Origin of the sequence: Hymenobacter wooponensis, assembly GCF_004745865.1 — a bacterium.
Lineage (GTDB): Bacteria > Bacteroidota > Bacteroidia > Cytophagales > Hymenobacteraceae > Hymenobacter > Hymenobacter wooponensis.
Genome location: NZ_SRKZ01000012.1, coordinates 1 through 12,488 on the forward strand (window position 1 = coordinate 1; position 12,488 = coordinate 12,488).

The window sequence follows — 12,488 nt, forward strand, 5'->3', positions numbered from 1 at the left end:
ACAACGTGGGTCCGGTAGCGTAGCGAATGAGACAAGGAGTTGGCTGAGCATGAAGTGCTTAACGATGTCTAACAAGACAAAGGTCAGCCCTCAAGACAGCGTCTTAGTTTTGATGCGTACGCCCTGACTATATATCGCTATTTAGCACACTTGAGCGTGCCCACAGGCGGTACCATTGCAGTGACACCTCATAAGTCTATAGAGTAACACATATCATTGTAGATACATTAAAGGGATGTCACCTGACTTTCGTGGTAGTATCTCAGGCAGGCTGACCTAGGGTCTTTTACAAAATGAGTTTCGTGCCTGACTTGCACCATTCACATAATTATTACTATTCATGATTAAACTTCGCAGGATTGCCGAGCCACCGGTAATGCACAGTCCGAGCATTGAACAAGAACGCAGGAAGCTTTCTGAGTACTATCGTCTGGATACTCAAGACAGGCAAAGGCGCTTCGATTTTCCACTCAGATCGGTGCGCAAAATCAAGGAACCTTTAATGGCGATGTGCAACGGCAAATGCGTCTACTGTGAGTCGAGTGTTTCCGCTACCCAAGGTAATTTAGAGTATTTCAGGCCTCGTGCCGGCGCCCGGGGTTTGGGAGGAGAGTATGCTCCGTATCATTATTGGTGGCTTGCTTACGAATGGGATAACCTATTAATCTCTTGTCAGATATGCGATGGTAAATACAAACGCGATTTTTTTCCGTTGGAGGACGAGAGCCAACGTGCGCCTTTTGGTGTCATAGGTAGCGGCTTGAGGACGGAAGGAGCCTTACTAATTGATCCGTGTCAAGATGACCCTGACGACCATCTTGATTTTCAGCCGGACGGTTTGGTGCGTTCTCGCACCAAAAAAGGAGAAGTAACAATCAAAATATTAGGGCTGAATCGCGCCGAACTACTGGATCGGCGACGGCAATCCGCCCAGGAGTTGAGCTTATTTCTAAGCCTCTTGCAGCACCCAAGACGTGGCAAAAACGCCCCCGAAGTGATTGCGCTTGTTCAGCGAATTCAGGCCTTATACAGTCCTAATTGCCGGGCTGAGTACGTAGCTGTGCAGCGGCGTGTGTTCAATGACTGGTACCAGCAGCACGAAAACCTCTGGACGTCTTTCATTCAAACAGATGCTACTTCACCATCAGACCTCACCTTCTTGGAGTCCTCTGCGCCCCATAAAGAGGTGTCGGAGATTGAGGAGGCTAAAATCAAGCAAGTCAGCCTGCAATTGTCGGACTTGAAGCGTTTTTCGATTAAATCTATTGATATCGAGAACTTCAAGTCCCTAGAAAAGATAAGCCTCCAACTCCCGCCGGTAAATGATAAAGAATCGCGTGAATCGTGGCTGCTTCTATTGGGCGACAACGGCATTGGAAAAAGCTCCATTCTGCAAGCCGTGGCCCTCGCCTTAGCTGGGCAGAATCAACTCAATCGCCTGCAACTCGACCCCGCTGATTATCTGCGCCGGGGAACTAGTGACGGTAAGGTTGTAATCTGCAGCTACGAACACGACCATCCAGTCGTGCTTACCTTCAGCCCAGCTGGTTTTCAAGCAAGCGTGAACGAGGCGCCGACATTTATATTGGGGTATGGATCCACCCGACTCCTGCCCAAAGGAAATATACAGCCCGATCCCAACCGGTTGCCGTACCTCAACATCGGTAATTTGTTTGATTATAGCGTAGCTCTCAGCGATCCACATAAATGGTTACGTGATGTTGCTCAAGAGGAATTCGACGAACGCATTGCGCCAGCTTTCTTTGATGTGCTTGCGCTGCGCGGTGACGACCGCTTGTTATTAAGCGATGGCCGAATAGAAATTAAGCAGTTTGACGCGGTCCAGCCGCTTGAAGAAATCAGCGATGGCTACAAAACCATTGTGGGTTTGGTAGCCGACATTATGCAGACTCTTGCCAGTGACCACGCCACTTATCACAATACGCAGGGCATCGTGTTGCTCGATGAAATCGGCAATCACTTGCACCCTCGCTGGCGTTTGAAGATCGTGGGTGCGTTGCGCCGCGCCTTTCCTAAACTTCAATTTATTGTCACGACCCACGAGCCGTTGTGTTTGCGTGGCCTGTCACATGGAGAGGTCGTGGTGCTGGTGCGCGATCAAGCAGCAAAGGTGCGTACTTTAGACTACACACTTTTGCCCGATCACAGCGCCATGCGCGTAGATCAGTTGCTTACATCCGATCTATTTGGTCTCCTCAACGTGATGGACGAGGATCTGGAAACTACTTACGAAGAGTATTACCGCTTACTTTCCAAGAAAACTGAAAAACGCACGAAGGCAGACCGAGCGAAAATCAAGCGACTCTCGGGAAAACTAGCTGACAAGGAAGTGCTCGGGGCAACACCCCTAATCCAAGGTATTTATCAAGCTATAAAGGAAGAATACTTGGATTTTAAGCAAGAAGGCTTTCAGACTAAGGAAGCATTAAAGGATGAAACGGTCTCGGTAGTGAAAGACTATTTAGATAAACAGGAATTAGACTGGCTATGATATACTTAGAGCGTCCACCAGCACCTGCTTTTTTACTTGCTGATAATAATAAGTGGCTCCTCGAAATTGAACAAGCCAAAACTCATTACGCTAATGGAATTGTAGATTCATTCAAATTCAATCATTACAGCGACAGCCTTGTTAAAGACGAACTGAAGAAAGTGTTTCCCAAGTGCGCTTACTGCGAAAGCAGCTACGGTGCTGTCTTTGACGGGGACGTAGAGCATTTTCGTCCCAAAGGCCAAGTCAACGAAAAGTCACCTAAGGCCCCGGGCTACTACTGGCTGGCTAACGATTGGGACAACCTCTTTTTGGCCTGCCAACACTGCAACCAGAGGAGGAGGCACCTGCTTGACGGCGCCAACAAACCCGAAAGCCTCGGTAAGCTCGACCAATTTCCTCTTAAGAGCGAGAGATACCGGCTTAAAGCTCCGACTGGAAATTTCGCTCGTGAAGAAGAAGCGCGTCTACTACTCAATCCTTGCAAGGATGACCCTAAGGTGCATTTGGCTTACGAACCGGAGGAGGCCGTCGTAGTAGCCTTGACCGTAATGGGAGCAGAGTCCGTGAAAGTATTCGCGCTTCAGCGTCCTCTTCTCGTTCAGGAGCGAAAGAAGCGGTTATACGAAGTTTCCTTGCAACTGAAAAGGGTAAAGCGAGCCCTGGAACGCATGAACCGGCATCCGACTGATCCAACGGACAAAGATGAGTTTGAAGAGGAGTTCGCGGTCCTGCTTGGCTATACTGATACCAATGCATCCTATGCAGGAATGTGCCGTTTTTTTATTAGAAAATTCCTAAAGGATAACAACTTACTTCCACAAAAAATAATTGAATAGTAGCTCAAGTAGGCTGATGTATGGCGTTATAGTCGTGCAGAAATAGGCGGACGATGCCGTCGAGCGGCTTCAGAAATCGGTAGAACTACAATAGCTTGTGTCTTGGCCGGTCAAGCTTGCTGGGCGCGTGGTGTTGAACCATTCTGGGCGGCGTTATTAATGGAGTTAGGGTAAGAGATTAATACACTACTCATTTTATAAGCTCTTAGCAGTATATGTAAAGTGTCTAATAAGGTAATTGAATATGGCTTGACCATTGGCCGACTTCCATTAAAGATCCAACTCTCAAGGTGGTAAAAAAATAAGCCGAAGAGTATACACTCTTCGGCTTATTACAAATGGTTTTTAAAGACACCACCGAATGCGTCCTTTACGCATAACAAAATGACTTCGACAGCCCATGTTGCGCCATACTGAAGGCGCTAACGTTACCTCTCCCCATCTTGCCAAGCGATACTGCCAACGTGGCTTGGCATCCGGTAGTAAATTCAACTGAATGAGGCTCCGGCAACCACAAGGACAGAGAAAAGCCGCTTGCCATGGTGCGCCTACTTCCCCTACCAAGTACACCCGAGCTTGGTGTAATTGAGTAAGCGGGGGTAGCCATTCTACGGTTTCGGCTCTGTAGACCTGTCCCCGGAGGACATGCCAGAGAGTTTCCCCATGTCGCCACATGCGTTTCCACCACCTCATCATGCTTGTAGCCCAACCAAGCCTAAGAGGAGAGTGGTAGTTCCGCGGCCTACAACACTTCGTAAATGTTCATCCACGTCTAGCTCCGCTTCTGATGAAGCTACTAAGTAGTTGCCATGCAGGCTCAGCATCAATTGCGCACATTCCTCAGTACCATGCCGGTAATGGTGAATGCGTTGGAGCAATTCCATAATAGCGGCAGCTGCTACATACATGTTTACTGGTAGTACTGCAGGACGATTCACGGGTACATCCTTAAAATACTGATTTTTTACCCGATCTGCGTGGCCAGCGGGATCCACGCGATAGGCACTTGCCGCGCGTAAGTCTTCGGCATCGTAGACTTGTCTGGTCTGCAGGGAAGATCGTCCTGGTTGCAGATAGTTGACAACCCCGCTAACCGAAGTAATGCCGCGGTCGGCAGACGCTACGAATTTGACACCCAAATCAAAGTAGGGTAGCACGTAGTAAGTAGCCAGTAGGTTCAACAATTCGCGCCCGTCGACACTGTCCAAACACCCAAATAATACGTCGCAGCTGGCCAGCTCCATTAATGCGTCTCTGCTATCATAGGCATTGACGGGAAAGCGGGTAATACGTGTGTGAAAGCCCATAGAGCTCACTGCTTCGGCTAACACATCGACCTTATTACGCTTTGCATCCGCGTCAGCAGCAGTGCTATTCAGGATACGGTTGAGGTTCTTATGCTCAACAGCATCAGGGTCGACAAGAACTAAGTGCCCGACGTTTAGTCGTGCTAGTTGTTCCACGACCGGACTACCTGTGCCGGAACAACCAACGACTCCAACTTTCAAACGGTGCATCCGTTGGTACGTTCCCTCTCCGAACGCTTGAGCGTTGCGCAGAGCAGCCTGTGTTACTTCAGCAGTGGAATCAGTGGGTGACCATATTTGTACTTGTGTACCTGCCAGCAAAACCTGTTCGAAGGGAATCGGCTTGGCTCCTTTACTGGAATATACCCGCCCAAATATGGTGCCGTCCGGGAGCATAACAGCGCTGGCCAGAGGCCGGGGCGCTTCGTCGAACCAGCCGAATAGAGAGCCGAACAAGTCGTTGTCCGCCAGATCGTCCCGTTCAGAAAATTCGCTAAAGCCGGTAGGGTGGCTGTGAATTTTCAGCACCGATAGATCCCGGCCCCGGGCTTTTTCCATAAGAGGTTCGATGACCTCGGCTACCGGCCAATTAACCGCCACCGAGGTGCGCTGGCAAATGGCATGGGGGACGCACACTAGTTCGTGTACGAGCAGGCGTGTTAACCCTTCCACTTCTAGCCGGCCGCAGAGAGCAATGGCAACTGCTTCAAACCCGTCACCAGGAAATAGGTGTTGCTGCAGCTGCTCATAGTGAAATCCGGCGATGTTAAGCCCGTACCGCATATGCTTGATGATTTACGGGATGGTCAAGACGCGGACGCTTGTCAAATTCCTGATCGAACCAGAGGCGTGCCTGCTCCAAGTGTGTACCTAGGTTGTCAACGCCCATACGCCAAGGATTTATCCCTGTGCGGTGACGAGACCACATTTGGAATGCTTTGCCGTCAATTGTCCAAGGTGCAATAGCCAGGTTGTTGATTTGCTGGCCGTCTTTGCGATGCACTGGTGGATGGACGTAGACCATATCTAAAGCACACCGTGGGTATTCACTTGGCAATAGAACAGCTACATCGACCTGAGAAACTGTATACCCATCAGGTAATCCAAGACCGTGCATAAGCAGGCACATCTGTCCATTGACAACGAGGGTTTCCCACCGGTCGGCATGACCGTTCAGGTATTCAGTGTCGGCCTCCGGAAGTACGAACTGGCGCCGGGGCGCCAGTTCGATTGCGGATTCTGCTCCTTCTGTGTTGTCCAGTGGGAGCGTCATAAACATCTCGATTCCCCACTCGGCCAGGTCTACTTTGTCGGTAGGCTTGACGCGGGTCACTTTCACCTTGCCATGTTCACGGCGTTGTTGGTTAAGTTGATATTGCCGCGAATTTTTACCAGCCAGGGCCAGGATTTCTTCTCCCGTAGGGTTCGAATTAGTGGTCTTGTATTTGTCGCCATCAATCATGAGGACATAGACCACTTCTTGGCCTGGATCAGGTGTCGGATGTGGACGATCATTCCGACAGTGATCGGCAATATCAATCGTGATGACCACTTGATTGCCATGTGTTTGCACATGTGCCGAAACAGAGTCCGGTTGCGAGGAATGCCCGTTTTGAGCAGGGCGGCGCTCATCTGAAGTGCTCATAAAGCTGGGTCAGTAAAAATGAATAGGACCCTCCATGCATACAGGCGCAAAGAGTGGAGGACTCAAGCACCCGGGCAGGTTTCAGATATAAGCGTTGCAATTCTCGATTAGAGTTGTAAGTTTGTATCCGAAACAAAAAGGAATGCTGGCTTGGGTTACTAGCCCAAGGATTCGTTGGCGCGAAGAAACATTCCAAGAGACCCTCTACCCGTTGCCTCGGGAAGAGGGTTTTACTGTTTGTGCTAGTATGTTAGAAAAATGTTTGAAGATTAAACCATGGGAAATGGCAGTCTTCTTGGAAGACTACAATGCAAATATAACAGTCTTTGGTTGACAGAAGAATATTTTCGCTTAATTTGTCGCTATCAAGGAACACAATCCTGTCATAATTGTTGATAACCAATGGGTTGCATTCACCATTTTTTTTCGAACTTCAGCATATGACTACATTCCCGGATAGGCTGCGCGCTGCTCGCAAGATGAAGGGTTGGACTTTGCAGGAGCTAGCAGATCAAATAGGAAGCATAAGTAAACAGTCGCTTAACAAGTATGAGCAAGGGCTCATGAGGCCTGAAGGAGCACTGTTGAGTCTATTAGCAACTACTTTAGATGTAACAGTAGACTACTTTTTTCGACCTAATAGGATAGAGTTAGGGCAGGTAGAGTTCAGAAAGAAGGCAAAACTGTCTGCTAAAGACCAAGGCATTATAGAAGAAAAGATTAAGGACTACCTAGAGCGCTATTTGGAAGTTGAAGAGCTTTTGGAGATAAAGCATGAATTCAACAGCCCTTTTGGACATGACAAAGATGGCCGTGCTCGGCGTCAGCGGGTAAGCACTTATGCAGAAGTAGAAGCAGCAGCGATTGAAACGCTCAAAGCATGGAAACTGGGGATTAACCCCATACCCAATGTTGTCGAAGCCCTAGAAGAGAATGGCGTCTGTGTACTAGTGCAGCCCGCCTCTGATGCATTTCACGGGCTTGCAACAACGGTTAGCAATATGCCTGTAATTGTTCTCAATGAGACAGATACTCCAGAGAGGCGTCGGTTTACGGCCTTGCATGAGCTTGGTCACTTAGTCTTGGATATTGCGGTTGATGATCCAAAAGAGCAAGAGAACTTTTGTCATTGGTTTGCTAGCGCAATGCTGTTGCCGCGAGAGATTGTGCATCGCATGTTCGGTACCAAACGCTCTCGGATTTCCATGTTTGAACTGATAGCCGTCAAGAAGCAGTATGGTATTTCAGTGCAAGCGACTATGCGGAGGTTAAATAAGCTGGGCATCGTAAATGATAGCCATTACAAGTATTTCTGTATTAAGATTGCTCCCAATAAAAAGGAAATTCATTTAGGGGCTTATTTGGGAGAGACTAATACCTCATATCGTTTTAGTCAGCTTATTCACCGCTTGTGGGCAGAGGACATTGTGTCAGACAGTAAAGCAGCTAACTTAGCTGGCATGACTTTGAGTGAGTTACAAATACAACTCACAGGTGCTGATGAATGAATTCTACCCTTATCGCTATACAAGACGCTAGCGTCTTTCTACATCTCTTACAGGTTAAGGCTTTGCCAGCGCTGTTTCAGCTGCCATATAGGTTCTGCACGACTGATTTAGCATGGGCAGGCTTGGATGAAGAGCAGAAACAAGCGCTAGCACCTTACGTGGCGAGTGGACAATTGGAGATTGTCATATGCACAGGTGAAGATGCACGCACCATTAGTGCACTTGCTGCTCAAAGTACACGATTGACTTTCACGGAATGGTCGGTATACTACGTAGCCACTGTTCGCAAGTGCCCATTACTAGTGGGCTGCAAGTGTCTCAAACGCTGGACATATATTCCCCCTGTTGAGGTTCACGGCTTAGCTTGGTTACTCCGACAGTTGTTGGCTCAAGCGTGCATCACCAAGAGTCGGGCCTTGGCCATTATCGGCAAGTTAGTGAGGTTAAACCCGAAGCTTGAAGAGGAGTGCACATTGATAAAAGAAGCGTGTATGCTTCCCTAACAAAAGAAATAAGTTTAGATGGCTCTAATAGTAAATTCATATAGCAACCGTCTCTTTGTGCCTTTTCATGATTTTGTATGGGCGAATCTATCTACAATAACGAAAAGCGTAATACTAGGCTTGCAACAGGAATTATTTATAGTAATAAGTAGATTGTATCTCTACTTATTACTATTTATGTGTATAATTATATTATTGCAATAACAATATTGTGTGTTATACTAACCGATAAGCTGTTTGAAAGTCAAGGATATTGTATTGTTAGGTTAGTCGGCCTTGCTTGAATTGTATTAAAGACTAGTTCTATCCCTTCTGATAACCAGCCTTCTTGGATTGCTTGTTGAAAATACTGCTGAGAACTCTTAGGAAGTTGAGGAAATAAATTTTGGAGTATAGCTATACTGTCAGAATAAGGTGAACCTATTTGAAGCATACCTGTGATTTTTTGATTTAATTCAAGGGGTTCAATGCTGCCAAGGATTATAGTTTTAATAAACTCTGTATGTTTATCAGTGTCTGCACGAAGTGCATTTAGTAATACCTGGTTATGAAATTCTTCGATTTTAGCCTCTTCATCTGAAACTGGTAGGTTCCATGTAATGGACTGACTTGAAGGTAGATGTTCACTTTCAATAACTTCAACTTCAATTATTACCTTTATTTTTCGCGAGGTGGTCATTGACTTTAAAGGTAAAAGAGTAGAAAAATTATCAGAGCTAATTTCTTAGTTCATTGTACAGTGGAAAGATAGTGTATTACTGAAATAGGGCAAATTTGCCCTAACAATTTCTGGCGTTACTCTCCTCCTTTGTGAGGTGAATTACCTGCGGGACCAAGAGAGCCTATACAAGTTCGGGCTTAGGCTGCGCCAAGTGAGAAAAGCGAAGGGGCTGACGCAGGAAGGGTTGGCTGCAGCGGCCGATATGGAGTTCAGCCAAATCGGACGGATCGAGCGTGGTGTTATCAACACAAGGTTGAGTACAGTATTTGTGTTGGCTCACACACTGAAAATTGATGTCCGAGATATATTCGATTTCTCGAATATATCATAAGTGCAGCCATACGTAGTTCCAGTTGTCATGTAGATAAACTGACTACAATGGGGTGAACTTCATGATTAATCTATTGCTTTAATATCTTATTCCTGACTTTGCTTAAAATTAAGAGAAGTCGTATTGGTCATATATTTAATTCTGGATTAGTAAGTATTTAGTGTAGATTTTATAATTTAAATCTATATCTCTTATTAGTTTACGTGCGGCGAAATAGTGATTAGTTGTCTATGAAGATTAAAAAATAGTTGTTCAATTAAAATGTATCAACTATTACTTGTAGAGTATCTTAGATTAAGTAGACGCTCACATTCCAAATATAATATGAATGATGGCGCTTTTAACGACAGTTGCTCGATCCGTATCGGCTTCAATTTTCGTTTCCAAATAGGTGGGTATAGGGTACGACGCCCGGCCGTTTGTCGAATTTCTCTAGCTAGCGTATCCAATAACATCTGTAATTCCTCATCTTTTAGCGGCTGTAAATTTGGATGGTATATAATCACGCAAATTTGTTGTTGATAAGAATACACTAGGTAACAGCAATAGTCAGCTCTACATATTTCCGTAATAGCAAAACGTAGCAGGAAGTGTTTATATGTCTCGCCTAACAAAGGCAGAAAATCACTATATCGGCAAACAGACCAGCCTTCTCCATAACGACTGTCAGGATTGTTGATAATTAATCGGCGAACCTGCCACCCTTTGCTAATAAACTGCTTCTCTAAAGATATAAATGGCTCCTTTACCGGGCGATTGAATCGACGATTTGAACCAGCCCTTTGTTCCCATGGAAGACACATCTGTTCTTCCAGGAAGTGTGGGGCACCACGCCTACTTTTAGCTATTGCCCACGGAAACCCATATCTAATGGGTATTACTGATTGATCATCTGCTAGTGGACGTATGTGGTAATTCCCAGTTGTTTTTTTTCGATTAGCGATCCCAAGCGTTGCTAGGACATCCGTCATAGGCTGCACCATAGGAGAAGTGCTGCGAGTGCGGAGACTTCGCATGCGTAATGGGTGGAAGAGGATGTGACGGAATGGAAAACATTGCGCTGTCTTATATAACGTGGCAACCCAAAATGCAGAATGCTTTGCTCTTACAAAGGATTTGCCCTGTGCACGTAAAATAGCTCTACGCCCAAGCACGACATTTGCGTTGAAAAGAGCATTATCGTTCCCGTGCATCCATTGTAAAGCTAAGCTTAGATGCGAGTGGTGTATAATGGCGGCGTAAGCGGGATCACTAAGCAGCGCGGCCACAATTTGGGCCTCTGAAGGGCTCAGGCTCTGTGCTGCCACGCACATATGTACCCCAAAACTATTACTAGCAGATGGGCCAGCAATTAAGCGGCCCAAATGTTCCAGCGGTATACGAGCGAAGAAGAACGCAGTTAACCAAGGGCCACCACAATAGTAAAGGCTACGCAGCAACTCAAAACTTGGAATGAGCAGTTGTGAACCAGCATGCTCCCATATAGCTAACCAAACGAAAGGTCTAACAGCTATAGGTAACTCCTTGGTGAGTTCATTATCGGCTAGTTCTTCGTCTGCTAGCACCAATCTTGGTGCGCTATACCCTAGGTCAACAATTCGATGCTCAGGGTAAGAGGATGCAGTGTCAGCTACTTGATAGCCTGACGCTTTCCAAACCGTGCCAGCTTGCCAAGCCGAAGCGTAGCTCATATTTGCTTCTACGTGTACAATAGGACCTAGCTCTGTACTATACGCATCTGGCGATTCTCGTGCCTGTAAGTACAACTGTGCTCTATAACCGGATAAGTCTGGCAGCTGCTGTCGTACACTGCCAACTGCCAGTAGATGGTAGGCGCCATTCAGTGGCAATGCAGGGAGCTCAATACCTAGGTAAGCATCGCTCGAAGAGAAATTAGTGCCTGCAGCCATGTACACATGAATCAATAGCTCAGTGAAGCAAATGGACGCTAGTAATTATAGTTAGAGATATAAAAATGGCGCAACTGGCTTCATTCTAGTCAACCTCTATGATAAAATATAGTCAAAAATTGTGATTTGACTATTAATAAGTTAGAGTAATGTGATCTCTTCTAAGAGAGTTGATCACTTTTTGTGAGTTTTCACAGATTGCCCCCGCCTCCTACCAGCGCCACATCTGAGATTGTATGGTGGGGGCTGCGAAAGGGGCGGTTATTCAGCAGAGAGCTGTTAGCACCTAGCTTGCCTGCTACTGAATGAATTTTGGTGGTTTCCAGTGCCTCCTGCATGTTTAGGGGCGGCAAAATGCTGGGCAGGCGCTTAGCCAGCATAGTTTTTCCTGCACCGGGCGGGCCTATCATAATAACGTTATGCCCACCGGCTGCCGCTATTTCCAACGCGCGCTTGATGTTTTCCTGGCCCTGCACATCGGCAAAATCGGCGGCGTATTGGTTGGCCGTGTGTTGAAACACGTGCCGGGTGTCAATAACCACGGGTTCTATGGCTTGTCGGCCTTCCAGAAAGTCTACAGCTTCCTGCATGGTCTCAACCGGAATCACTTCTAGGTTGTTGACAATAGCCGCTTCCTGCGCATTCTCTTTCGGTAGGATCAGGCCCTTAAAACCTTCTTTACGGGCCTGAATAGCAATGGGCAGCACCCCGCGTATGGGGCGCAGGGCCCCATCTAGGGCAAGCTCACCCATCACCACATAGTCACTCAAAAGCTCGGTGTTGAGTTGTTGCGAAGCGTGCAGAATACCCAGCGCAATAGGCAAATCGTAAGAGGAGCCTTCCTTGCGGATATCGGCCGGGGCCATGTTCACAACCACCTTGGTGCGGGGCATGCGGTAGTTGCGGAACTTGAGTGCGGCCTCTACGCGCTGCTGGCTCTCTTTGATAGCATTGTCAGGGAGGCCAACTACAAAAAAGCCCGTCCCTTGTGATACAACTACTTCAATGGTTATAGTATAAGCATTAACCCCTTGCACGGCAGAGCCGAAGGTTTTGGTAAGCATATATCAAGCGCAATAAGCAGACAAGAATAAGAGAATTGCTGGAGGTGAATATACCAGACACCAAACAAATCTAGGCCACTCCGGACAGAATAAAAGGGCTTACCGACCAGGAGCTGAACACTGCTCGACCAGTGCACTTTCCTCATCG

Annotated in this window: 9 protein-coding genes and 1 pseudogene; 4 read left to right on the top strand and 6 right to left on the bottom strand. The window is 47.0% G+C overall.

Annotation, left to right across the window (positions count from 1 at the left end):
- The first annotated feature begins 340 nt into the window (after positions 1-340).
- Positions 341-2,512 carry an AAA family ATPase gene (locus tag EU557_RS24915; protein WP_135533149.1) on the top strand — a complete coding sequence of 724 codons (2,172 nt, stop codon included), beginning with the start codon at positions 341-343 and terminating at the stop codon, positions 2,510-2,512.
- Positions 2,509-3,351, top strand: coding sequence for an HNH endonuclease family protein (locus EU557_RS24920; protein WP_135533150.1), 843 nt, complete (start codon positions 2,509-2,511; stop codon positions 3,349-3,351). The genes EU557_RS24915 and EU557_RS24920 overlap by 4 nt, the downstream gene beginning before the upstream one ends.
- Before the next feature lie 345 nt (positions 3,352-3,696).
- Here the strand turns inward: EU557_RS24920 and EU557_RS26185 are convergent, their stop codons facing one another.
- Genes EU557_RS26185 through EU557_RS24930 form a run of 3 tightly spaced genes read right to left on the bottom strand, consistent with a single transcriptional unit; the run spans position 3,697 to position 6,303 of the window.
- The gene (locus tag EU557_RS26185) at positions 3,697-4,047 is read right to left on the bottom strand and encodes a ubiquitination-like system serine protease family protein (RefSeq protein WP_425351978.1); all 351 of its coding nucleotides are present in this window, start codon (positions 4,045-4,047) and stop codon (positions 3,697-3,699) included.
- Positions 4,044-5,441: a HesA/MoeB/ThiF family protein gene (locus EU557_RS24925; protein WP_135533151.1), complete on the bottom strand. Its 1,398-nt coding sequence runs from the start codon at positions 5,439-5,441 to the stop codon at positions 4,044-4,046. The genes EU557_RS26185 and EU557_RS24925 overlap by 4 nt, the downstream gene beginning before the upstream one ends.
- On the bottom strand, positions 5,425-6,303 hold the full coding sequence (locus tag EU557_RS24930; RefSeq protein WP_135533152.1) for a multiubiquitin domain-containing protein: 879 nt from the start codon (positions 6,301-6,303) through the stop codon (positions 5,425-5,427). The genes EU557_RS24925 and EU557_RS24930 overlap by 17 nt, the downstream gene beginning before the upstream one ends.
- A gap of 440 nt (positions 6,304-6,743) precedes the next feature.
- Between EU557_RS24930 and EU557_RS24935 the strand changes: the two genes are divergently transcribed.
- Entirely contained in the window at positions 6,744-7,811 is a 1,068-nt protein-coding gene (locus EU557_RS24935) for a helix-turn-helix domain-containing protein (protein WP_135533153.1), read from the top strand.
- A 747-nt stretch (positions 7,812-8,558) separates the two neighbouring features.
- Here EU557_RS24935 and EU557_RS24940 read toward each other — a convergent pair.
- On the bottom strand, positions 8,559-8,993 hold the full coding sequence (locus EU557_RS24940) for a hypothetical protein (protein WP_135533154.1): 435 nt from the start codon (positions 8,991-8,993) through the stop codon (positions 8,559-8,561).
- Positions 8,994-9,129: 136 nt separating this feature from the next.
- Between EU557_RS24940 and EU557_RS24945 the strand changes: the two genes are divergently transcribed.
- Entirely contained in the window at positions 9,130-9,366 is a 237-nt protein-coding gene (locus EU557_RS24945) for a helix-turn-helix domain-containing protein (RefSeq protein ID WP_135533155.1), read from the top strand.
- Between the two features lie 266 nt (positions 9,367-9,632).
- Here the strand turns inward: EU557_RS24945 and EU557_RS24950 are convergent, their stop codons facing one another.
- Together EU557_RS24950 and EU557_RS24955 are read right to left on the bottom strand one after the other, a co-directional pair.
- Positions 9,633-11,276, bottom strand: a complete 1,644-nt coding sequence (locus EU557_RS24950) for a hypothetical protein (protein ID WP_135533156.1) — start codon at positions 11,274-11,276, stop codon at positions 9,633-9,635.
- Positions 11,277-11,473: 197 nt separating this feature from the next.
- Positions 11,474-12,340, bottom strand: a pseudogene (locus EU557_RS24955) (YifB family Mg chelatase-like AAA ATPase); the annotation flags it as partial.
- Positions 12,341-12,488 lie beyond the last annotated feature (148 nt).